Origin of the sequence: Arthrobacter sp. CAU 1506 (assembly GCF_005047635.1) — a bacterium.
Taxonomy (GTDB): Bacteria; Actinomycetota; Actinomycetes; order Actinomycetales; family Micrococcaceae; genus Crystallibacter.
This window is the reverse complement of the sequence record NZ_SUKC01000008.1, coordinates 43018-64241: the sequence shown is the minus strand read 5'-3', so window position 1 is coordinate 64241 and position 21224 is coordinate 43018. Positions and strand designations below refer to the sequence as shown.

The 21224-nt window shown below is 65.8% G+C and carries 21 protein-coding genes; 13 read left to right on the top strand and 8 right to left on the bottom strand.

Annotated elements, in window-relative coordinates:
- Positions 1-2 precede the first annotated feature (2 nt).
- A complete protein-coding gene (recR, locus tag E4J89_RS10685; RefSeq protein WP_136786125.1) occupies positions 3-599 on the top strand; it encodes a recombination mediator RecR in 597 nt (198 codons plus the stop codon).
- 102 nt (positions 600-701) lie between these two features.
- On the opposite strand, the gene E4J89_RS10680 is transcribed toward recR, so the two are convergent.
- Both E4J89_RS10680 and E4J89_RS10675 read right to left on the bottom strand, forming a co-directional pair.
- Positions 702-1502 (bottom strand): alpha/beta hydrolase, encoded by an 801-nt coding sequence (locus tag E4J89_RS10680; RefSeq protein ID WP_136786124.1) that lies wholly within the window; start codon positions 1500-1502, stop codon positions 702-704.
- A gap of 196 nt (positions 1503-1698) precedes the next feature.
- Positions 1699-2466 carry a GntR family transcriptional regulator gene (locus tag E4J89_RS10675; RefSeq protein WP_136786123.1) on the bottom strand — a complete coding sequence of 256 codons (768 nt, stop codon included), beginning with the start codon at positions 2464-2466 and terminating at the stop codon, positions 1699-1701.
- Between the two features lie 317 nt (positions 2467-2783).
- Here E4J89_RS10675 and ehuB point away from each other — a divergent pair, with 317 nt between their 5' ends.
- The 5 genes from ehuB (at position 2784) to E4J89_RS10650 (ending at position 7562) form a co-directional block, all read left to right on the top strand.
- The gene (ehuB, locus tag E4J89_RS10670; protein WP_240691849.1) at positions 2784-3698 is read left to right on the top strand and encodes an ectoine/hydroxyectoine ABC transporter substrate-binding protein EhuB; all 915 of its coding nucleotides are present in this window, start codon (positions 2784-2786) and stop codon (positions 3696-3698) included.
- A 9-nt stretch (positions 3699-3707) separates the two neighbouring features.
- Positions 3708-4439, top strand: a complete 732-nt coding sequence (gene ehuC / locus E4J89_RS10665; protein ID WP_136786121.1) for an ectoine/hydroxyectoine ABC transporter permease subunit EhuC — start codon at positions 3708-3710, stop codon at positions 4437-4439.
- Positions 4439-5092: an ectoine/hydroxyectoine ABC transporter permease subunit EhuD gene (gene ehuD, locus E4J89_RS10660; protein ID WP_136786120.1), complete on the top strand. Its 654-nt coding sequence runs from the start codon at positions 4439-4441 to the stop codon at positions 5090-5092. The genes ehuC and ehuD overlap by 1 nt, the downstream gene beginning before the upstream one ends.
- 46 nt (positions 5093-5138) lie before the next feature.
- The gene (gene ehuA / locus E4J89_RS10655) at positions 5139-5921 is read left to right on the top strand and encodes an ectoine/hydroxyectoine ABC transporter ATP-binding protein EhuA (RefSeq protein WP_240691857.1); all 783 of its coding nucleotides are present in this window, start codon (positions 5139-5141) and stop codon (positions 5919-5921) included.
- Positions 5922-6275: 354 nt separating this feature from the next.
- On the top strand, positions 6276-7562 hold the full coding sequence (locus E4J89_RS10650; RefSeq protein ID WP_136786119.1) for an aspartate kinase: 1287 nt from the start codon (positions 6276-6278) through the stop codon (positions 7560-7562).
- Between the two features lie 289 nt (positions 7563-7851).
- On the opposite strand, the gene E4J89_RS10645 is transcribed toward E4J89_RS10650, so the two are convergent.
- Positions 7852-8049 (bottom strand): hypothetical protein, encoded by a 198-nt coding sequence (locus E4J89_RS10645; RefSeq protein ID WP_240691848.1) that lies wholly within the window; start codon positions 8047-8049, stop codon positions 7852-7854.
- 138 nt (positions 8050-8187) lie between these two features.
- Positions 8188-8400, bottom strand: a complete 213-nt coding sequence (locus tag E4J89_RS10640; RefSeq protein WP_136786117.1) for a hypothetical protein — start codon at positions 8398-8400, stop codon at positions 8188-8190.
- Between the two features lie 94 nt (positions 8401-8494).
- On the opposite strand from E4J89_RS10640, the gene E4J89_RS10635 reads away from it, so the two are divergent.
- On the top strand, positions 8495-8998 hold the full coding sequence (locus E4J89_RS10635) for a MarR family transcriptional regulator (RefSeq protein WP_136786228.1): 504 nt from the start codon (positions 8495-8497) through the stop codon (positions 8996-8998).
- A 104-nt stretch (positions 8999-9102) separates the two neighbouring features.
- Here the strand turns inward: E4J89_RS10635 and E4J89_RS10630 are convergent, their stop codons facing one another.
- On the bottom strand, positions 9103-12270 hold the full coding sequence (locus E4J89_RS10630) for a S8 family serine peptidase (RefSeq protein WP_136786116.1): 3168 nt from the start codon (positions 12268-12270) through the stop codon (positions 9103-9105).
- Between the two features lie 334 nt (positions 12271-12604).
- Between E4J89_RS10630 and E4J89_RS10625 the strand changes: the two genes are divergently transcribed.
- Complete coding sequence (locus tag E4J89_RS10625; protein ID WP_240691847.1) at positions 12605-13591, top strand: 3-methyladenine DNA glycosylase; 987 nt, start codon at positions 12605-12607, stop codon at positions 13589-13591.
- Positions 13592-13642: 51 nt separating this feature from the next.
- Entirely contained in the window at positions 13643-14218 is a 576-nt protein-coding gene (locus tag E4J89_RS10620) for an SSI family serine proteinase inhibitor (protein WP_136786115.1), read from the top strand.
- On the opposite strand, the gene E4J89_RS10615 is transcribed toward E4J89_RS10620, so the two are convergent.
- A complete protein-coding gene (locus E4J89_RS10615; protein ID WP_136786114.1) occupies positions 14219-15130 on the bottom strand; it encodes a LysR substrate-binding domain-containing protein in 912 nt (303 codons plus the stop codon).
- Positions 15131-15164: 34 nt separating this feature from the next.
- Positions 15165-16466 carry an MFS transporter gene (locus E4J89_RS10610; protein ID WP_136786113.1) on the bottom strand — a complete coding sequence of 434 codons (1302 nt, stop codon included), beginning with the start codon at positions 16464-16466 and terminating at the stop codon, positions 15165-15167.
- 136 nt (positions 16467-16602) lie between these two features.
- On the opposite strand from E4J89_RS10610, the gene E4J89_RS10605 reads away from it, so the two are divergent.
- Entirely contained in the window at positions 16603-17118 is a 516-nt protein-coding gene (locus tag E4J89_RS10605; RefSeq protein ID WP_136786112.1) for a DUF3237 domain-containing protein, read from the top strand.
- 146 nt (positions 17119-17264) lie between these two features.
- Here E4J89_RS10605 and E4J89_RS19385 read toward each other — a convergent pair whose 3' ends face one another.
- Positions 17265-17432, bottom strand: coding sequence for a hypothetical protein (locus tag E4J89_RS19385; protein ID WP_169303978.1), 168 nt, complete (start codon positions 17430-17432; stop codon positions 17265-17267).
- Positions 17433-17655: 223 nt separating this feature from the next.
- Here E4J89_RS19385 and purS point away from each other — a divergent pair, with 223 nt between their 5' ends.
- The 3 genes from purS to purL are packed head-to-tail and all read left to right on the top strand — an operon-like array spanning position 17656 to position 21145.
- The gene (gene purS, locus E4J89_RS10600; protein ID WP_136786111.1) at positions 17656-17928 is read left to right on the top strand and encodes a phosphoribosylformylglycinamidine synthase subunit PurS; all 273 of its coding nucleotides are present in this window, start codon (positions 17656-17658) and stop codon (positions 17926-17928) included.
- A complete protein-coding gene (gene purQ, locus E4J89_RS10595; RefSeq protein WP_136786110.1) occupies positions 17928-18701 on the top strand; it encodes a phosphoribosylformylglycinamidine synthase subunit PurQ in 774 nt (257 codons plus the stop codon). Before purS ends, purQ begins: the two co-directional genes overlap by 1 nt.
- The gene (gene purL / locus E4J89_RS10590) at positions 18701-21145 is read left to right on the top strand and encodes a phosphoribosylformylglycinamidine synthase subunit PurL (RefSeq protein WP_240691846.1); all 2445 of its coding nucleotides are present in this window, start codon (positions 18701-18703) and stop codon (positions 21143-21145) included. Before purQ ends, purL begins: the two co-directional genes overlap by 1 nt.
- Positions 21146-21224 lie beyond the last annotated feature (79 nt).

Below are 21224 nucleotides of genomic sequence, written 5' to 3'. Positions count from 1 at the left end.
CAGTGTACGAAGGTGCTGTCCAGGAGCTGATCGACGAGCTCGGCCGCTTGCCTGGAATCGGCCCGAAGTCGGCCCAGCGCATCGCGTTCCATATCCTGGACGCTGATCCGGCCGACATGAAGCGGCTCGTTGACGCCGTGACCAACGTCAAGGAACGGGTGAAGTTCTGCTCCATCTGCGGCAACGTCTCCGAGCAGGAAACCTGCAACATCTGCCGCGATCCGCGGCGGGACCCCCGGGCCATCTGCGTGGTGGAAGAATCCAAGGACGTCGTCGCGATTGAGCGGACCCGTTCCTTCAAGGGCCGCTACCATGTGCTCGGCGGGGCGATCAATCCGATCGGCGGTGTGGGCCCGGAGCAGCTTCGGATCAAGGAGCTGTTGAACCGGCTCTCAGACAAGCAGATCGAAGAAATCATTATCGCCACCGATCCCAATCTGGAAGGCGAAGCCACCGCCACTTACTTGGCGCGGATGCTCAAGGCGATCGGCATCCCGGTCAGCCGGCTGGCCTCGGGCCTGCCGGTAGGCGGAGACCTGGAGTACGCCGACGAAGTCACGCTGGGCCGCGCCTTCGAAGGCCGCCGCATCCTGACCTAAGCCGCCGGCCGTGCGGCGCCAAGCCTGGCGCGTACGGCGCGACGCCGCATCCTGACTCGATCCCGCCGGTTAGGGGCGCCTTGGCAGGTACGGCGCGGCAGATCAATCAGTCTCACCAGCCAAGAACTTGATGATGACCTCCGTGACGGCGGTCGGCGCATCCTGAGTGACCAGATGACCGGCACCGCCGATGACGTGTTCTGGCATGTTCTCCGCTGCCGCCCACGCTGGCATTGCCGTGGCGATGTTGCCGGTCTTGTCCTCCGCGCCGCGGATCAAGAGCAGCGGAACGGGCGTTCGGTACCCGGGGTCGGGGGCGACGAACTGCACGGTGGCGCGCCACACGTCGATGAACCCGCGTTTGCTGACCTGCGAGAAGGCACGCTCCGCGTCGGCCCTTCCGGCGTCTGTAACAGCCGATGCCTTGGCCATGAGCTTCGGCAGACGCCGAGCAGGAATGAGCGCCAGCGCGGGAGCGGCCAATCGCAGCAGGAACCGTTCGCCGGAAGTGAGCGGTCCGGCATTCCACGTGGAGTCCATCACGATGAGACCCGCATACTTTCCTGGATTCCGGCGGACCAGTGCCTGCGCGATGTTGCCGCCGAGCGAGTGGCCCGCGAGCACGGGGCGATTCAGCCCCAGCGTGGCAAGGAGCGCTTCCACGTCTTGGACGAACAACTCTGCGCTGAGCGGCGTTGTATTCGGCTGGGACTGCCCCTGTCCGCGAAGGTCAAGCAACACCACCCGCTGTCCCCGATCTGCGAGCGCGGCCGCCTGCGCCTCGAACATGACGTGGTCGGCACCGGCACCATGAAGGAAAACCACCGCGGGGCTATCGCCGGGCCTGTCCGCGTATCGAAGTGCTACTCCGGGCAGTGTGAGCTCGTCGGGCAGATTCACCATGGGGTGAATGTAGCAAGCCGGTCGGGGGACGGTTAGGTCTCCGCTCGGTCTCTGCTTGGTCTCCACGCAGGCGCGAGCGCCTTTGGTCGACCACCGGGGGGCGTTGTCCGCTTGGTCTCCGCTCGGCCTCCGCGCAGGCGCGAGCGCCTTTGGTCGACCACCGGAAGCGAGCGCCTTTGGTCGACCACCGGGGGGGTTAGGGGTTTTGGTCGATGGGTCCTAGTTCGTAGACGGCGCCGGGTTCGGGGACTTCGGCGACCGTTTCCACCTTGATGCCCTGCTCGGCCAGCTCGCCGGTCATGCGGGCGGTGGCTTCGGTGAGGTGCTCGGCGATGGCAGCTGCGGCCGCATCGGCGTCGCCGGCTTCCAGCGCCGCCATGATGGCGCGGTGCGAGGGCGTGATTTCCCGGCGCACCACGTAGCCGTCCTTGCTGCTGAAGCTGGCCAGCCGGGTTTCCACCACCAGCGTGGACATGTAGCGGGTCAGCCTGCCGTTGCCGGCGGCCTCGACCAGGGCGAAGTGAAAGTCCAGGTCCGCGTCGCCGATGGTCCGGGCATCCGTTCCTTTGACCGCCTCGACCAGCTGGTCGAAGGCCGCCGTCACCTTGGTGAGGGCACCGGCGTCGTTGTTCCGGATAAGGATCCGGGCGGCGTGCGTTTCAATGGCGATGCGCGCTTCAAACAAGTCGGGAAGGCGGTCCTCGGAGACCGTCGCCACGCGCAGGCCCTGCCCGGGTATGGCGGTCAGCAGGCCTTCCTGGACCAGCCGCTGCGCTGCCTCGCGCAGCGGACTGCGGCTGACACCCAGCTGGCGGGAAATCTCCACCTCACGCAGCGGAGAACCGACGGGCAGGCCGCCGGAGTAGACGGCGTTCCGCAGCTCGGTGGCGATCAGGTCCACCGTCGACGGACGGTGCACCCGCAGGAAAGCCGGCGCACCGGCCGGTGCGGAGTTCTGCGGCATCTGGTTCCTTACTCTTCCGGGCGCTTCGGATGCAGGCGGGGGCCTGGTTTATCAGCGGGCGACCGCCGTTCAACCACCCCGTAGCCAAATTGTAATCAGCTGTGGACGGCGGCATAGGGTCCCGGTCGTCCGCAGGGTTTTTATGGCTTTCTGCTGATTGTCGACAAACATACACGCTGACTCTCTGATTGTATGTTGACCAGAAGTTCATTAGCGTTGTCAACAGTCACAACCGAATTCGGGTCGGGTCGGCTGGGTTGCGCCGCAGAGGCGTGGGCTGGGTGGTTCGCCCCATTACACGACCGAAAGAGGAAATGATGAACGCGCGACTGACGAAGTCCCGAACCGCTTTGGCGGGCGCCAGCATTCTGGGCATGCTCCTGCTGGCCGGATGCGGCGACGGCCAAATCGACTCCGCCGAGGGTGGCGAAGGTGCCGCCACCGGCGACACCTTGGCCAAGATTAAGGACGAAGGCACCGTCACCGTCGGTATCGCCGGCGAAGCGCCCTACTCCTTCCAGGAAGGCGGCGAACCGACCGGCGGCACCATCGCCATGCACGAGGAGATTTTCAAGAACCTGGGCGTGGACAACGTCGAGGTGGCCCTGGTGGACTGGGACGCGCTGATTCCCGGGCTGAATGCTGGGCGGTTCGACCTGGTCAGCGCCGGCATGTCGATCCTGCCCGAGCGCTGCGAACAGGCCGCGTTCAGCGATCCGGAAATCATGTACACCACCGCCCTGATGGTCAAGGAGGGCAACCCCAAGGGCCTGACCGACATGGATTCCGTACTGAAGGCCGACGACGTCAAGCTGGCCGTGCTCTCCGGCGGCATCGAAGCCGGTTACGCGGACAAGCTCGGCATCGACAACGTGCAGTCGGTGGGCAACGCTCAGGACGGCATGGACACCGTGGCCGCCGGCCGCGCGGACGCTTTCGCCATGACCGCGATCTCGCTGAACTGGCTGGCCGACAACAACCCGGATTCCGGCGTCGAGGTCACCGATGCCTTTGTGGCCAACATCGACGGCCAGGAGCAGATCGGCGCCGGCGGCACCGTATTCCGCAAGGGCGACACCGAGCTGATCGATGCCTACAACCAGGAGCTCGGCAAGATCACCGAGAGCCCGGAAACCTACGTGGACGTGCTCGGCGAATTCGGCTTCACCGAGGAGAACCTGCCGCCGAAGGATCTGACCACCGAGCAGCTCTGCGCCGGGACGGCAGGCTAGTCCATCCCCATGGAGGCAAATTTTGCAGCGCTGGCTGAGGCGGCGCCGAGGATCTGGGAAGGCTTGGGCATCACCCTCCTCCTGACCCTCGGCGGTGCCCTGCTGGCGATCGTCATTGCGGTGGTCCTAGGACTGGGTGCCCGCCTGAACAACGTCTTCTTGCGGGGCATCTGCCGGGCCTTCATCGAATTCTTCCGCGGCACCTCGCTGGTGGTGCAGCTGTTCTTCTTCTTCTTCGTGCTGCCGCAGCTGGGCGTGGACCTTCCCGCGATGGTCTGCGGCATCCTGGGGCTGGGGTTGAACTACGGCGCCTACTGCGCTGAAGTGGTGCGCGGTTCCATCAACTCCGTGCCCACCGGCCAGTGGGAGGCGACGACGGCGCTGAGCCTGTCCAAGACGCAGCGGATGCGCCGGATCATCTTCCCGCAGGCCTGGGCCCTGATGATCCCGTCGTTGACCAACTACCTGATCCACATGCTCAAGGGCACGGCCATCGTCAGCTTCATTACGCTGGCCGACCTGACCTACCACACCGAGCAATTGCGCCAGGACACCAATACCTTCTTCGCCTACGGCGTCAGCCTGGTCATCTACTTTGTGCTGGCCTACATCCTGACGCTGATGATGAACGGCCTTGAGGTCCAGGCCAAGCACAAGTTGGGCCGCGGCGACTCGCTGCGCGAAACCCTCAGCTTGAAGGCGCCGGAGACCACTGTTGCAGCGGAAGGAGGTAGGGGCTGATGAACGAATTATGGGATTGGGACGCCGCCTACGCCGTCCTCCCGGAACTGTTGCTTGCGTTCCTGAAGGTGACGCTGCTGGTAACGGTTGTCAGTACCGCCATTGCCGCCGTGCTCGGGCTGGTCATCGCGATCCTGCGGATGTCCGTGCCCAAACCGGTGGCGGTGGTCATCAACTTCATCGGCGACTTCATCCGCATGACGCCGATCGTGGTGCAGTTGCTCTTCGCCTACTGGACGTTCCTGAGCGTTGACGCGATCGTCATCGGCATCGCGGTCTTCGGCATCCACTACTCCACCTACATGGCAGAGGTCTACCGGGCCGGCATCGAGTCCGTGCCCAAGGGCCAGTGGGAGGCCACCAAGGCACTGTCCATGTCCAAGTCGCGCACTTGGATTGCCGTAATCATCCCGCAGGCCCTGCGTGCCACCGTTCCGGCGTTGGGCAACTACGCCATCTCGATGTTCAAGGACACCCCGTTCCTGCTGACCATCGGCGTGGTGGAAATGGTCCGCGCGGGCCTGACCTTCGGTGGCAACCACTTCAGATATATGGAGGCCATCACCCTGGCCGGCGTGATCTTCCTGCTGGCCAGCTACCCGACCTCCCTGCTCATCTCCAGATTGGAAAAGCGCCTTGCCTACAACTACTGAACCCGAGACCGTCCCCGCACCCGCCACCGCGGCCACCGTTCCCGCCATCAAGTTCGAGAACGTGGAGAAGCGGTTCGGCGACAACGTGGTGCTGAAGGACCTGAACTTTGAAGTCGCCAAGGGTGACCGCGTGACCCTGATCGGCCCCAGCGGTTCCGGCAAGACCACCATCCTGCGCCTGGTGATGACGCTGGAGGACCTCAGCGGCGGATTCATCTACATCGACGGCGAGCCCCTCACCCACGAGGAGCGCGGCGGCAAGCGGGTGGAGCTGGGCGAGAAGGCACAGAAGCAGATCCGCAAGCGGATCGGCATGGTGTTCCAGCAGTTCAACCTGTTCCCCAACATGAGTGTGCTGGAGAACATCATCGAAGCGCCGGTGCACGTACTGGGCCAGTCCAAGGAAGAGGCGACCGCCCGCGCCATGGAACTGCTGGAGAGCGTGGGGCTCCCGGATAAGGCGGACGCGCACCCGCTGGAGCTCTCCGGCGGCCAGCAGCAGCGGGTGGCGATTGCTCGTGCGCTGGCGATGGATCCGGAGATCCTGCTGCTGGACGAGGTCACCTCGGCACTGGACCCGGAGATTGTGGGCGAAGTGCTGGGGATCCTGCGGCACATCGCCGCCACCACCGACATCACCATGCTGATCGTCACGCATGAGATGCAGTTCGCCCGCGACGTCTCCAACCGGGTGATGATGTTCGACGGCGGCAAGGTGGTTGAAGAGGCCACGCCCGAGGTCATGTTCACCAACCCGCAGCACGAACGGACGCAGTCGTTCCTGCACGCCGTCCTCGGCAACGCGGAGGACCAGATCGGCACCCGCTAAGCCGCCGGCTCGGCACCCGCTAGGCCGCCGGCCAGCCATCCGCTAGCCGAAAGGAGTGTACGGATATGGCCCGTCCGGCGTCCGGAAGCGGGCCATATCCGTACACTCGATCCCCCCGGACGGGGGTGACAGCGCGACGCCGGCGCCGTGCGGCACTTAGGTGAGGCACCGGGGTCGTTATGACCAAGGCCAGTCACACTGACCGGCCGCATTCTCTGCCGCCCCTGATGCAGCGTTAGAATTGCCCTGCCGCGCCGCGTCCGCAGCCAGGACCCGCGGCAGCCTTCCATAAGCCCGGCCGTCCGCGTTGCGCGGCACCGTCCGGGCCCAACCCAGGAGTTGTTTAGAGCCCACATGAGCCTGATAGTGCAGAAGTTTGGCGGTTCCTCAGTCTCGGACGCCGAGGGTATTAAGCGCGTGGCCCAACGCGTGGTCGATACCCAGGCTGCCGGCAACCAAGTGGTGGTCGTCGTGTCCGCCATGGGGGATACCACCGACGAACTGCTTGACCTGGCCAACCAGGTCTCCTCCCACAGCAGCGCGCGCGAAATGGACATGCTGCTCTCCGCCGGCGAACGCATCTCCATGTCCTTGCTGGCCATGGCCATCCAGGAGTTCGGCTCCCGCGCGCAGTCCTTCACGGGCAGCCAGGCCGGCATGGTCACCGACGCCATTCACGGCAAGGCGCGGATCATCGACGTCTCGCCGCACCGGGTGCTGACCACCATTGAACGAGGCGAGATCGCCATTGTGGCCGGCTTCCAGGGCATCAGCCGGGAGAGCAACGACATCACCACGCTGGGCCGCGGCGGCTCGGACACCACCGCGGTGGCACTGGCGGCGGCCCTGGGCGCCGACGTCTGCGAGATCTACACCGATGTGGACGGCGTGTACACGGCCGATCCGCGCGTGGTGCACAGCGCCAAGAAGATCGACACCATCTCCAGCGAAGAGATGCTGGAGATGGCCGCCTCCGGCTCCAAGATCCTGCACCTGCGCTGCGTCGAGTACGCCCGCCGCTTCGGCGTGAAGCTGCACGTGCGCTCGTCCTTCAGCACCAACGAGGGGACCTGGGTGCTGCCCAACCCCGACGACAAGATCAAGATTCAAGAGGGAGAACCCTTGGAACAGCCCATCATCTCCGGCGTTGCCCACGACCGCTCCGAAGCCAAGGTCACCATCTTGGGCGTGCCGGACATTCCCGGCAAGGCGGCGGAAATCTTCGGCATCGTGGCAGGCGCGCACTCGAACATCGACATGATCGTGCAGAACATCTCCACCCGCGGCACCGGCAAGACGGACATCTCCTTCACGCTGCCCATGGTGGAAGGCAAGGAAGCCCTGGACGCGCTCAATGCGGCACAGGATGTGGTGGGCTTCGAGGGCATCCTCTACAACGAGAACGTTGGCAAGCTCTCGCTGATCGGCGCGGGCATGCGCTCCAACCCGGGCGTCTCCTACAAGTTCTTCGAGGCCCTGCACAAGGCCGGCGTGAACGTGGACATGATCTCCACCTCCGAGATCCGCATCTCGATTGTCACGCACGCCGACCTGCTGGATACCGCCGTCCGCGCGGTGCATGCTGCGTTCGGCCTGGACACCGACGAGGAAGCCACGGTCTACGGCGGCACTGGCCGCTGACCTGCCGCTCCCGTCGGTTAGCCGCGGGCTCGGCCAACCACGGGCTCAGCAGACCTACCGGATCGACTGATCAGCAGGCGCCCTTCCCAGCCTTGGGAAGGGCGCCTGCTGACTTCTCGATGGGAACTGGCCGCTGGCATGGGTTCGGCCGGGGCTGGCTGGCGCCGCTCGCTCCGCATGGCGGGCAGGCGTTCGTCAATTGGGGGAACAACGACGGCGGTGCGCACCGCCGTCGCCACGCCGCCTGTCCCGGCGACTGTTGAAGTGCGCGGACGCCACTTCCGGCGGCTCAGGCTTCAGGCTTCGCTGGCCTGCGGTACGCGTACGAGTGGCCGGCTTCCCGCTCCACTTCGATCTGCGACAACTGTTCCTCCGAGGCCTTCTCCGAGGCGTCGTGCCGGTGGACCACCGGGGAATCCGCATCGATCCGGTCCGCCGGACCCCACACTTTTGCCGCCTTCTCCGTGGCACGCATGAATCGGTTCATGAAACGCGAATTCCCAGCCATCTAAATCACCTCTTGCTCGGAAGAATCCGTGGCATCAGTGTAACGAGCAGCGGTACGGAAAAACAGAGTTTTGGGCGGCGAACAGCCCGCCCGGGCCCGCGTTGGGTCGTCAGATTCCTAGGACCGCTTCTTCGGCACGATGTAGGTGCTGCCGTCGGCCCGAGTGACCGTTTCCCACTGCGACGCTTCGGCCTCGCGCTGCTTGAGCAGGGCCTTGTTCTCCTCGGTCATGGGATGGTCGACGCCGCTCTTCTGCGCCGGGCCGAAGACCCAGCGGAACTTGCCGGTCGCCCGCATGAACGCGTTGACGCGGGACTTCTTCTCGGCCATGTGCGTGATCCTTCTTCCGGTGCCCGGTGGACTCCGCGGGCGTTCGTATCCATAATAGGGGACGAACAATTAGTGCACTAACCAATCGGGAGTGATGGCCGTGACAGCGGGAACAACAGAAGACCTGCTGCTGGAGCACCAGCTGTGTTTCGCGCTGTCGGTGGCCTCTCGGAGTGTGGTGGCTTCGTACAAACCCGTGCTCGAGAAGCTGGGCATCACCCACCCGCAGTACCTGGTGATGCTGGCTCTCTGGGAGCAGAGCCCGCGGATGGTCAAGGACCTATCCGAGGCACTTCAGCAGGAACCGGCCACACTCTCCCCCATGCTCAAACGGCTGGAGCAGGCCGGGCTGGTGACCCGGGAGCGGATGGAAGGCAACGAGCGGGCGCTGGCCGTGGGCTTGACGGATGCCGGCGTTGCGCTGCGCGAGCAGGCCCTGGCCGTGCCGGGAACTATGCTCTCGCGGCTGGGCCTGGAACGGGAGCAGTTGCGGGACCTGAACGCCACGATGCATGCCCTGATCGCGGCCGCGCAGGACGCCGGGGGTGCTGGGCATGCCGGGGCAGCGCAGGAAGCCGGAGGCCACGACCGGGCCTGAAGGGCAGGTCGGCGGAAGCCCGCGGAGACAGCGAAGGCGGCCGGTGGTCCAACCCACCGGCCGCCTTCTTCATGTCCTCGCGAGGTTGCGAGGAACCGCCGCCGTTACCGGCCGGAGCGTTGCTCCGGCTGCTGGGAGGCACCGCCGTCGACAATCACCGCGCCGCCTTCAGCTGCCGGCTCCTGCGCCACGCTGCCGTCGCCAGTGACATTGACGGTCACTGCCGTGGAGGCGCCGTCGCTGAACTTCACCAGGCCCACCCAGTTGCCGGGCTTCAAGCCGGACCAGGCGGCCTGCACCGTGCCGGTCTTGCCGTTGCGCAGCTTCAGCGGATCCGGGCTGAGGGTCAGGTTCTCGGAATCACCGCTGAGCGCCACCGTGTTGATGGTGCCCTTGCTGGCCTTGCCGTCCGGGCTGGAGTACAGGTGCGCGATCGCGTAGTACGTGCCCGGCGCTGGATTGTTGATCACCAGTGACTCGCTGGCCGATGCCGTGGCGGCGGAGATCACCGTGCCGGCGGGAGTGAGCACGTGCAGATCCCAATCCGCTCCGGCATCCGCCGCGTTGATGGCGAACTGCGCCAACGTGGCACCTGCCGGCACGGCCTGCGGGGCGAAGCCGGTGCTGCCGTTGGAACCGATCACGGCCGGCTGGCCGGGAACCTTCTCCACGTCGGTGGCATTGGACTTGGCCAGGCCCTCGACCGCCAGATCGATGGGCGAGTTGGTGCCCGAGGTGACCTTGAACGAGCCGGTGCCGTCGCCGGCGTCGGACGTGAAGGCGATACTGGCCGGAGCCACGGCCGTGACCGGCCGGACGGCGATGGGTGAAGCCACCGTGCGCTGGTTGCTGCCCTTGCCGCGCTTGCCCTCTTCCGTCCAGACCAGCGAGCCCATGGCGAACTTGTCCAGCGGGGCGTTGACGTTTTCGAAGGTGACCTTGAACTTGCGCTCCTGGCCGGGCTTCGCGAAGCTCAGCTTCTTCGGGGAGACCTTGACGGCCACGCCGGGCAGGTCCACGTCCACCGTGTAGGTACCGGCTTCCAGGGCCGTGAGCGTGCGCTCCACCGTGACCGTGCCGGCCAGCTGTCCGAGGGCGAAGGACGGGACGTTGAGGTCCTTGGACTGGATGGTTTCCTTCTTCTTCAGTCCCAGGTCCAGGCCGGTGCCCTGGATGAAGCCCAGCCAGTCATTGACGTTGGCGTCGTAGGCCAGGCCCGGGTCGCCCATCCGCGCGGTATCCACGTGGCCGGCGCCGGTGGCGAAGCGGTCTTCGTTCACCGTGCCGTCCTCGTTCACCAGCTCACCGGCGGTGGTCATCATGGCCGACTTCACCGTGGCCGGCGACCACTGGGGGTTCTCGGCCAGCAGCAGCGCACCCAGGCCGGCAACATGGGGGGCGGCCATCGAGGTGCCGGACATGAAGCCGTTGGTCTCGCCGCCAAGGACCGGGGAAACGCCGGCCAGCACGTTCACGCCCGGGGCGGCAACGTCAGGCTTGAGCAGGTTGGAGTCCACCGCGGTGGACGGACCGCGCGAGGAGAAGGCGGCGACCTGCGGGACCGGGCTACCGGCCAGGCCGGTGGTGTCCTTGTTGCGCAGCGCAGCGGTCAACGCCGGATCGGCGGCCACCTTGTCCTTGATGGACGGGTCGTCGATGTGGACGGTGGGCACAGCGTGCAGGTCCAGATCCAGCGATCCGGGCACCACGTTCACCAGCACCATGCCGACGCCGCCGGCCTCCTTCACCGCCACGGACTTGTCCGCACGGGCATTCACGCCGCGGTCGCAGACCACGATCTTGCCGTCAACCTTGGCCGGGTCGAGTTTGCCCGGGTAGCAGAGCCTTGCCTCGTCGGCGGTGGCGCCTGCCGCGCCGGCCTCGGCGGACAGGATCAGGCTGGACTGCGGAACCTCGCGGTTCATGATGGACGTGCCGCGGTACTTGGTGCCGTCGGACAGTTCCACCGTGCCCTGCAGTTCGTTGGAGAACGTGCTGGCGGCAACCGTGGTCACCCACGGTGCGCTGTGGTTGACGGTGGTGGGGGCCGGGCCGGCGTTGCCGGCGGAGGCGGAAACGAAGATGCCCACCTCGGCGGCGCTCAGGAACGCCACCGACACCGGGTCCAGCACCGAGTCGTTGTTGCCGGAGATGGAGTAGTTGAGCACGTCCACGCCGTCCAGGATGGCCTGTTCGATCGCACTCACGGAGGCGGAGGTGTAGCAGCCGCCGGTGGCTTCGTCGTTGTCCCCCCAGCAGATCTTGTAGACGGCAACCTTGGCGGCGGGCGCCACGCCGTGGCCGGTGCCGAAGTCGCGGCCGTCCACCGTCTGCGCCACCTCGCTGTTGCCGGCGGCGGTGGTGGCCGTGTGGGTGCCGTGGCTGGCGATGTCCAGCGGGGAGATGGACTCCTTCGGGTGCCGGTCTTGCACCGGGACGGTCCGCAGGAAGTCGTCGGCGTAGTAGCGGGCGCTGAGCACCTTGGAGTTGCATTCGGTGCCGTCGAAGCCGGAGCCTGCCTGGCCCGGCTGGCACTCGCCCATGAACATAGTGCCGTCAGCCTTGAGCATGGCGATCTTGCCCTCGGCGGTCAGGTACGGCTCGCCGACCTTGGCCTTGCCGCGCAGCGGCTTGACCTCTTCGCCGGCCAGGAACTCGCTCTCCGGGTAGTAGCCGGTGTCGATGACGCCGACCACGGTGCCCTTGCCGGCGTTCTTCGCGCCGCCGTACTGCTCGGCCCAGGCGCCGTCGCGGCCGGGCAGGTTCAGGTAGTCGGTGCTGGCGTAGTCGGGCTGGTGCTGCTCGTCCGGAGCCACCGCCACGACGCCGGGCTTCTTGGCCAGCTCCGCCGCCTGTAGTCCGGTCAGCTCGGCCACGAAGCCGTTCACCGCCGTCGTGAAGCTCTTCTGGATTTTCACGCCTTCGGAGGCAGCGACGTCGTCCTGCTTGCTGGCCAGGTGCGCGCGGTACTTCTTGGCGTGAGCGGTGCTGGCGTTCAGCTTCTCGCCTTTGGCTGGCTTGGTGGCCTCGATGCCGGCCACACCGCCTTCATAGGTTGCCAGCGGATCGGAATCCAGCATCACGATGTAGCGGCCGTCCTCGTAGATGGCCTGCTGTCCATCCGGGTTGGACGTGATGGTGCGCGGGAGGTTGGCGGGTGCGGCCGCGGCCGGGCCGGCCAGCCCGGAGAGGATCAGCGGGATCCCCAGTGCGAGTGCTGCGGCAGATCGCATTCCCTGCCGGCGCACAAAGCTGCTGCTTTGCTTGGTCATAAGCGGTGACGCCTTTCATCCGGTGAGCCCGACCGCTTTGGTCCGGCCCCAGGCGCAACCGAATGCTGTACCCCGCGCGGTGAACGGCCGCGCAGGGTATTGGACGTTCCGGCGTGCGAGGCCGGCCCCCTCCCCCAACTGTGACAACAGCCACATTGGTGCACCTGTGAAACTAAAAGTACCGTAACGGCCGATCTGAAAGAACTGTTTCACCTTTTTTGGGTGCGTCTTTTCCGATAGTCACGCCGGGTCTTTCCGGCAGCGGCCTGCGGTGCTATAAGCGCTGGCCATTTAGCCGGTGCCAATCTGCCGCTGCTGCTGGGACAATGGAGCCATGGCGCAGCAGGCCCTCCTCGACCGGCCCCGGGTTCTTGAACCGGAGTTGTGGCTGCCGCGCGCCCAGGCCCACCACGACCGCGCCGCGCGATTCACCGAGCCGTACCTGCAGCGCCGCTCCGCCGGGCTGAAGCACCCGGTGGAAGACTTCCTCTTCACCTACTACAGCCTCAAGCCGGGCCAACTGCTGCGCTGGCATCCGGGCGCGGGCGTGGTGTTGACGGGTGCGGCCGCCCGCGAGCGCCTCGGCTGGAAGTTCTACCGTGAACTGACTGCCGCGGAGTGCCGCTCGGCAGGTCTGGAGCATGACGGCGGTGCCGTCACCTTTGATGCGGAGGCTTTCCTGGCGGCGCGGGGAACCGCCGTGGCGTTCTCGCGGGACATCCTGGCCGGTGCCGCAGCGCGGCCGGCGCGGTTCGGCTGCTTCGGTCTGCACGAGTGGGCCATGGCGTACAAATCGCAGCTCAACGGCGTCCGGCACGATTATCTGGAGCTGCGGCTCGGCGCCGAGGGCACGGACCGGGTGGTGGAAGGCAGCCGGATCAACTGCTCGCACTTTGACGCCTTCCGGTTCTATACGCCGCAGGCCGTTCCGCTGAACACGCTGCGGCCCACCCGCGAGAACCAGCGGCAGCTGGAACAGCCCGGCTGCCTGCACGCCAACATGGACCTGTACAAGTGGGCGTACAAGCTGGCGCCCGCGCTGCCCAGCGAACTGGTGATGGACTGCTTCGAGCTGTCCTGGCGGATCCGCGAACTGGACATGAAGGCCTCCCCGTACGACCTGTCCGGTTGGGGCTACGAACCGGTGCGGATCGAGACCACCGAAGGTCGGGCACAGTACGTGGCGGCCCAGCGGGCCTTCGCCGCCGAGGCGCAGGTGCTGCGCGGACGGCTGCTGGACGCGCTGGACCTGCTCGACGGCGGGGCGGACGCTCGTTTCGCGGAGCACCTCGACGGCGGGGCGGACGTGAATTTCGCGTAGCACCTTTGATGGGGCCGGCAACACTGGGAACATGAGAGCGGAGGAATGATCATGGCGTTGAGATCACGACGTTCGGCCCCGCGGCGGACCCGAGGGCTACCAGCCGCCGCGCTCATCATCGGCCTGCTCGCCGCGCCGTCGCTCGCGGCCTGTGGCCAGGGCAACCAGCCGGCTCCCTCGCCCGGGATCACCACTCCGGCCTCCCCCGGGACAGCCTCACCCGGGTCGGGTTCACCCGGGGCACCCTCCGAGTCAACGCCACCGACCACCGAGGAAGGAACCGCCATGGATGCTGATCTGACCATCGTGCTGACCTCGGCCGGCAGCGATGCCCGGGTCGAGCGGAAACTGGTCTGCAAAGACAGCCAGCCCGCCGACGGCTCCACCGTCCGCGACGCCGACGCCGCGTGCGCTGCGCTGACCAAGCACGGGGAAAAGGTCTTCTTCGAACTGCCCGATCGGAACCGCATTTGCACCCAGCAATACGGCGGACCCCAGCAGGCCAGGGTCACCGGAACGATCAGCGGCCGCGAAGTGGATAAGCAATTCTCCTTGACCGACGGCTGCAAGATCTCGGAATGGAACAGCATGCAAGCCCTGCTCGGCAGCCGCGCCGGCGAGGCCTGATCAGAGGGCTAAGGGCTTCAACTCTTCCGCCCTGCTCACGGCAAGGTCAACGAATGCCGCCGCACGGCGGGTGGGCCGCTGGCCGCTGAGCCAGCCAATGCACGCCCGCTCAAGCGGAGGTTCTGGGAGGATCCTCACGGCTTGAATAGGCAATCCCTCATAACTGGTATCCGCCTTGGGCCGCTGGATGAACATCGAGTAACCGATTCTCCGAGCAACCAAGGATCGGATGAATTCGAACTGTGAAGTGCGCAAACCGATTTTCGGCGTTAGGCCAAGCGCCGAGAAGTAGCCGAGGATGTCCTCGGAGCTGGGTGATAGGTCCATCAGCAGCAGCGGTTCACCTGCCAGATCCTCCGCACGGACCATGCCATCGGCTGCCAATGAGTGGCCGGCGGCGACAATGGCATGCATGACCGTGTCGTAGAGGGCCGCCGTCTCCAGTTGATCGAACGAGTGCAGGTTGTAGGCGATGGCCAGATCGATCATGCCTTGCTCCGCCAGGCGCACCAGTTCCGCGCGCCCTGCCGTGACGACGTCGAGCGTGACGTTGGGATGCAGTTGGGCGAACTCTTGCCACAACCGCGGAATCACCGTGGGCGCCAGCGAGGGAAAGCACCCGATGGTCAGGGTGCCCTGCAGTTCGGTTTCATTGCCGAGCTGGGCCAGTTCGTTGGTCTCCCGCAAGATGGCCTGAACTCGGCGCAGCACGTCGTGGCCATTGGCTGTCAGCACGACTCCCTGCGCCTTGGTCCTGATGGCCAAGGTGCTTCCCATGGCGCGTTCCAAGTCGTCCAGCGCGGCGGAGATTGACGATCTAGACACCATCTCTATCTCCGCCGCGGCGGAGATAGAGCCGTGCAAGGCGACAGCCCGGAAGTATTCGAGTTGGCGCAGGGTGAACTTATGCATTGTCCGGGATCCTTCTCCGGACAGGGCCGGGTTGTTAGCGCAACTGCACGCCCTTGGTCTCCGGCATGCGGACGATAACGAAGACGCTGATCAGGCACAAGATAACCATGTAGATGACAAACATCCAATGCATGTTGATGCTGGACAGCCAGGTGTTCAAATACGGCGCGGTGCCACCGAAGACTGCACCGGAGGTCGCGTAGCCTACGCCAATAATGGTGGCCCGCAGACGCGTAGGCACCAGTTCCGCAAAGACAGCCCCCAGCGGTGCGCAGTTCGCGGCCAACAGCACCGATCCGATGGCCATGGTGGCGAAAAGAGACAGCGGGTGGCCATTGAGCAGCCATTCCAGCGGAAATGCACAGACCACGAAACCTGCCGCAAAGATCATCAGTACGCGCCGACGGCCCCATTTGTCGGACAACCACCCCATGACCGGAATCGCGGCCAGGAACACTGCCTGCCCCAGCAGCCCGGCAACCAGCGAAGCGTTCGGGTCCATCCCGTAGGACCGGACAGCATAACCGGGAGCGAAGATGAACCAGGTGTAGAACGCCACGACCCCGCTGATGGTCAGGCCAATGATCTGCAACAGCCCTCGACGTTCGCGACGCAGCTCCCGCATCACGTCAGTGAAGCTTGGCTTGCGGCCGCCGTCCTGCGCCTTGGCCTGCGTGTGGACCTCGGATTCGGTCATGGTCCTGCGGATATAGATGGCGTACAGCCCCAACAGCGCGCCGACAGCGAACGGAATGCGCCAGCCGAACTCGGTCATCTGCGCGTCCGTCAGCACGGCAGTCAGCAAGACACCCAGCCCGGTGGCAAGCATGGTGCCCAGTCCCACACCCAGCCAGGGCGTGCTCGACCAGAGTCCACGCTTGGCCGGCGGGGCCATCTCCGCCAGATATGTGAACGCTGAACCCGTTTCGCCGCCGTGGGAGAGCCCCTGCAGCAGGCGGGCCAGCAGAAGCACAACGCCGGCAAAGGCGCCTACCGATTCGAACGTGGGCGCAATGGCAATCATCAGGCTGCCGGCCGCTGCCAGCAGGATGGCAAGAGTCAGGCTGAAGCGGCGCCCCTTCTCGTCTGCGATACGTCCGAACACCCATCCCCCCACCGGACGCATGAGGAATCCAACGGCAAAGACCGCGAGGGTAGAAAGCAGGCTGGAGACCGGATCACCGGAGACAAAGAACTGCGCTGCAAAAAAGGGCGCGAAAATCGCGTAGATGTTCCAGTCAAACCATTCAAGGGCGTTGCCGATGTTAACTGCCAGCAAGTCTTTGCGCCGGTGGCGCTGCGGGGCTCTCGCCGGAACGGCAGTGGTCTCGGTCATGCTGACTCCTTGTGTGGTCGTGGTCACTCCATTCATCTGAGCCCGAATAGTTGAATAGTTCAACGACTTTTTTCCGACATCACATGGCGGAAAAACATCCATGGGCAGCTGAAGCGGACATGGATAACCTCGATACATGACTTTGCAATCAGCCGAAGGCGCCATTGAACAACCAGGCAGCCTACAGCAAGAGCCCACTGCCCCTGGCCTGACCTTCCTGGCCAGCATCGCGGTAGAAGTAGCCGAACCGATCGAAGTCGGCGAAACCGCCGAAGGCATCCGCCGCATTATCCCGATCACCGGCGGCACCGTTTCCGGGCCCAAGCTCAACGGCCGAGTGCTGGCCGGCGGCGCCGACTTCCAGCTGCTGCGGTCATCCACCACGACCGAGCTCGAAGCCAAATACGCCATCGAGACCGACTCCGGCGAACGCATCTACATCAACAACTTCGGCATCCGCAGCGGTTCGCCCGAAGACATCGCCGCACTGGTCCGCAACGAACCCGTTCCCCCGGAGCGGATCTACTTCCGCTGTTCTCCCCGTGCTCTGGCCGGGGGACCGGAATGGAGCTGGCTCTCGTCACGGATTTTGGTGGGCAGCGGCACCAGGCTCCCCGCCCAGGTCCGGCTGGACATCTGGGTGGTCGATTAGACCCCCGAGCGTCGGCCAGACCGCCGGGCCTCAGCCAGACCGCATGGCGTCGGCCAGACCGCCGGGCGTTCGGCTAGACCGCCAGGCGTTCCCGAGCGACCGTCTGGGCCTCTGGGTTGGTGCAGACCAAGTTCAGGGTGCCGTTGTCAGCGGCGACCGCGCATGACTTCGCTCACCTTTTGGCCGAGGTCCTCACGTGCGGCCCCCGCCGCCCGCCGGTCTTCCCGGATCCTCTGGATCACCATCCGCCCGAGACCGGCCAGCACCACGGCGGCCAGGATGGGCAACAGCATGGACTGCGGCTTCTCCTTCATGGCATTCATGCTACGAGCCCAGCGGAACAACGGCACGGTGTTGGCCGCTTTCACCGCCGTCGTCCCGTAAAATTCGCACCTCCGGATGCCGGTAGAATGGATCCCGCAAGCTCGCGGAGCGCTGGTCAGCGTGAGACGGCACCGATTGTTGGACTGATTCTGCACTGGATTCCGCGCGCCTCGCTTCGTTTGAAGAGCACAATCCAAGCACAGGAGTGACCGGATGCCCCGGATCGTTGTTGATGTCATGCCCAAGCCCGAAATCCTTGATCCGCAGGGCAAAGCCATTCTCGGCGCACTGAACCGCCTGGGCCAGACCGGGTTCAGCGAGGTCCGTCAGGGCAAGCGCTTCGAACTGGTGGTCGACGGTGAGGTCACCCAGGAAATCCTGGACCAGGCCCGCCACGCCGCCACCACCCTGCTTTCCAACCCCGTGATCGAAGACGTCACGCGGGTGGAGGTCATCACCGAGGCGACCATCGGGGCCGGCGAATAATGACGGAGACCCCCCTGATCGGCGATTTTTCCCCGGCGCCCGACGCCGGCCTCTCCGGTGCGCGCATCGGCGTCGTCACCTTCCCCGGCACGCTGGACGACCGCGACGCGGCCCGCGCGGTCCGGATTGCCGGCGGCACCGCGGTCAGCCTGTGGCACGGCGACCATGACCTGCAGGGCGTGGACGGCGTGATCATCCCTGGCGGCTTCTCCTACGGCGACTACCTGCGCGCCGGCGCCATCTCCCGGTTCGCGCCGCTGATGGACCAGATTGTCGACGGCGCCGGGGGCGGCCTGCCGGTGCTGGGTATCTGCAACGGCTTCCAGGTGCTGACCGAGGCGCACCTGCTGCCGGGTTCGATGATCAAGAACAACCACCTGCACTTCCTCTGCCGCGACCAGCGGTTGCGGGTGGAGAACAACGCCACCGCCTGGACCAGCCAGTACGAGGCCGGCGCCGAGATTGTGGTGCCGCTGAAGAACCAGGACGGCCAGTACGTCGCGGACGAGAAGACGTTGGACGAACTGGAAGCGGAGAACCGCGTGGTGTTCCGCTACGTGGATGGGAACCCGAACGGCTCGCGGCGCGACATTGCCGGCATCAGCAATGCGGCCGGCAACGTGGTGGGCTTGATGCCGCACCCCGAGCACGCCGTTGAAGCCGGCTTCGGCCCCGATTCCTCCGCTTTCGGCGACGTTGCCCTGCGCGGCGGCACCGACGGCCTGGGGATTTTCACCTCAGTTTTGACGAAGATTGTTGCAGGTGCCAAGTAATGACTAACAACAACCCTGTGGTCGACCAAGCGAGCGCCAGCGAGCGAATGGAGACCAGCGCCTCCACCCGGCTGGAGACTCCCGACGAGGTCCGCAATGAACACGTCCAGAGCTTCGGTCAGGCCGCCGACGCCGTGGAACGCGTCGAGGGGCGCCAGTTCAACATCGACACGGTAGAGCATGCTGCGCAAACCCCTGACACGGAGATGCCCTGGGCCGAGCTGGGCCTGAAGCAGAACGAGTTCGACGAGGTCGTCAAGGTGCTGGGCCGCCGGCCCACCGCCGCCGAGCTGGCCATGTACTCGGTGATGTGGTCCGAGCACTGCTCCTACAAGTCGTCGAAGGTCCACCTGCGCCAGTTCGGCGACAAGGTCACCGAGGACATGAAGAAGCACATGCTGGTGGGCATCGGCGAGAATGCCGGCGTGACCGACCTGGGTGACGGCTGGGCCGTGACCTTCAAGATCGAGTCGCACAACTCCCCCACCATGGTGGAGCCCTATCAGGGTGCCGCCACCGGCATCGGCGGCATCGTGCGCGACATTATTTCCATGGGCGCCCGCCCGGTGGCCGTGATGGACCCGCTGCGCTTCGGCGCGATCGGCCACCCGGATACCGCCCGCGTGGTCCACGGTGCGGTCGCCGGCATCGGCGGCTACGGCAACTCGCTGGGGCTGCCGAACATCGGCGGCGAGGTCGTCTTCGACTCCGTCTACCAGGGCAACCCGCTGGTGAACGCGCTGGCCGTGGGCGTCATGCGCCACGAGGACATCCGGCTGGCCAACGCCTCCGGCAAGGGCAACAAGGTGGTGCTGTTCGGCGCCCGTACCGGCGGCGACGGCATCGGCGGCGCCTCCATCCTGTCCTCGGAGTCCTTCGACGACACCAAGCCCTCCAAGCGCCCCGCGGTCCAGGTCGGCGACCCGTTCGCGGAGAAGGTGCTGATCGAGTGCTGCCTGGAACTGTTCAAGGGTTCCCTGGTCGAGGGCATTCAGGACCTGGGCGCGGCAGGCATTTCCTGCGCCACCTCGGAACTGGCGTCCAACGGCGACGGCGGCATGGACGTTGAGCTGACCTCGGTGCTGCTGCGCGATCCGACCCTGACCCCGGGCGAAATCCTGATGTCCGAGTCGCAGGAACGCATGATGGCCGTGGTCTCCCCGGAGAACGTCGAAGCCTTCGAGGCCGTCATGGCCAAGTGGGCCGTGGAGTACTCCTGGCTCGGTGAGGTCACCGACACCGGCCGCCTGGTGATCAAGTGGGACGGCGAGACCATTGTCGACGTCGACCCGCGCACCGTCGCCCACGAGGGTCCGGTCTACAACCGCCCCTACGCCCGCCCGGAATGGCAGGACAAGCTTCAGGCAGACAGCTTCCGGGGCTCCGCCGCCGGCGCTGAGGTCCCGGCCAGCGCCGAGGACCTGAAGGCAGCCGTGCTGGAACTGATGGCTTCGCCGAACATGTGCTCGAAGGACTGGGTGACCAACCAGTACGACCGCTACGTGGGCGGCAACACCGCACTGGCCATGCCCGACGACGCCGGCGTGGTCCGCGTGGATGAGGAGACCGGCCTCGGGGTCGCGCTGGCCACCGACGCGAACGGCCGCTACACCTTCCTGGACCCCTACCAGGGAGCGCAGTTGGCCCTGGCGGAGGCCTACCGGAACGTCGCCACCACCGGTGCCGTGCCGATGGCCGTGTCCGACTGCCTGAACTTCGGCTCGCCCGAAGACTCTGATGTCATGTGGCAGCTGGCCGAAGCGATCCGCGGCCTCTCCGACGGCTGCATGGAACTGGGCGTCCCGGTCACCGGCGGCAACGTGTCCCTCTACAACCAGACCGGCTCCACCCCGATCCACCCGACGCCGGTCGTGGCCATGCTGGGCAAGTTCGACGACGTCGCCCGCCGCACGCCGTCGGGCTGGCGCGAGGACGGACAGGCGATCTACCTGATGGGCACCACCCATGACGAGCTGGACGGCTCCGAATGGGCCAACCTGCGCGGACACTTGGGCGGCAAGCCGCCGGCAGTCGACCTGGCCGTCGAGAAGCTGTTGGGCGAGCTGCTGATCAACGCCTCCCGCGACGGCATGATCGACGCGGCGCATGACATCTCCGAAGGCGGACTGGCCGCCGCACTGTCCGAAATGGCCCTGCGCTTCGGCGTCGGTGCCCGGATCGGCCTGGGCGAGGTCTGTGAGCGCGACGGCGTTGACCTGTTCACCCTGCTGTTCAGCGAGTCCCAGGCACGCGCCGTTGTCTCCGTGGCCCGCAGCGAAGAAGTCCGCTTCAAGGACATGTGCGGCGCGCGGGGCTTCCCGTTCATGCGCATCGGCGTGGTGGACACCGAGAACGGCGCACTGGACTTCCAGAGCGAATTCTCCGTGCCGCTGGCCGAGCTGAAGGAAGCGCACGAGGGAACGCTGCCGAAGTACTTCGCGTAGTTCCTGTACGACCTCCGCGTCGACTATTCAGCAGGCGCCCTTTTCAGCCGTGAAAAGGGCGCCTGCCGACTTTTCGTTT

What these genes read in the sequence shown, in the direction of transcription:
- E4J89_RS10680 (WP_136786124.1), bottom strand. Translation starts at nt 1,502, where the DNA reads ATGGTGAATCTGCCCGACGAGCTCACACTGCCCGGAGTAGCACTTCGA.
- E4J89_RS10675 (WP_136786123.1), bottom strand. Translation starts at nt 2,466, where the DNA reads ATGCCGCAGAACTCCGCACCGGCCGGTGCGCCGGCTTTCCTGCGGGTG.
- ehuB (WP_240691849.1), top strand. Translation starts at nt 2,784, where the DNA reads ATGAACGCGCGACTGACGAAGTCCCGAACCGCTTTGGCGGGCGCCAGC.
- ehuC (WP_136786121.1), top strand. Translation starts at nt 3,708, where the DNA reads ATGGAGGCAAATTTTGCAGCGCTGGCTGAGGCGGCGCCGAGGATCTGG.
- ehuD (WP_136786120.1), top strand. Translation starts at nt 4,439, where the DNA reads ATGAACGAATTATGGGATTGGGACGCCGCCTACGCCGTCCTCCCGGAA.
- E4J89_RS10650 (WP_136786119.1), top strand. Translation starts at nt 6,276, where the DNA reads ATGAGCCTGATAGTGCAGAAGTTTGGCGGTTCCTCAGTCTCGGACGCC.
- E4J89_RS10645 (WP_240691848.1), bottom strand. Translation starts at nt 8,049, where the DNA reads ATGAACCGATTCATGCGTGCCACGGAGAAGGCGGCAAAAGTGTGGGGT.
- E4J89_RS10640 (WP_136786117.1), bottom strand. Translation starts at nt 8,400, where the DNA reads ATGGCCGAGAAGAAGTCCCGCGTCAACGCGTTCATGCGGGCGACCGGC.
- E4J89_RS10635 (WP_136786228.1), top strand. Translation starts at nt 8,495, where the DNA reads ATGGCCGTGACAGCGGGAACAACAGAAGACCTGCTGCTGGAGCACCAG.
- E4J89_RS10630 (WP_136786116.1), bottom strand. Translation starts at nt 12,270, where the DNA reads ATGACCAAGCAAAGCAGCAGCTTTGTGCGCCGGCAGGGAATGCGATCT.
- E4J89_RS10625 (WP_240691847.1), top strand. Translation starts at nt 12,605, where the DNA reads ATGGCGCAGCAGGCCCTCCTCGACCGGCCCCGGGTTCTTGAACCGGAG.
- E4J89_RS10620 (WP_136786115.1), top strand. Translation starts at nt 13,643, where the DNA reads ATGGCGTTGAGATCACGACGTTCGGCCCCGCGGCGGACCCGAGGGCTA.
- E4J89_RS10615 (WP_136786114.1), bottom strand. Translation starts at nt 15,130, where the DNA reads ATGCATAAGTTCACCCTGCGCCAACTCGAATACTTCCGGGCTGTCGCC.
- E4J89_RS10610 (WP_136786113.1), bottom strand. Translation starts at nt 16,466, where the DNA reads ATGACCGAGACCACTGCCGTTCCGGCGAGAGCCCCGCAGCGCCACCGG.
- E4J89_RS10605 (WP_136786112.1), top strand. Translation starts at nt 16,603, where the DNA reads ATGACTTTGCAATCAGCCGAAGGCGCCATTGAACAACCAGGCAGCCTA.
- E4J89_RS19385 (WP_169303978.1), bottom strand. Translation starts at nt 17,432, where the DNA reads ATGAAGGAGAAGCCGCAGTCCATGCTGTTGCCCATCCTGGCCGCCGTG.
- purS (WP_136786111.1), top strand. Translation starts at nt 17,656, where the DNA reads ATGCCCCGGATCGTTGTTGATGTCATGCCCAAGCCCGAAATCCTTGAT.
- purQ (WP_136786110.1), top strand. Translation starts at nt 17,928, where the DNA reads ATGACGGAGACCCCCCTGATCGGCGATTTTTCCCCGGCGCCCGACGCC.
- purL (WP_240691846.1), top strand. Translation starts at nt 18,701, where the DNA reads ATGACTAACAACAACCCTGTGGTCGACCAAGCGAGCGCCAGCGAGCGA.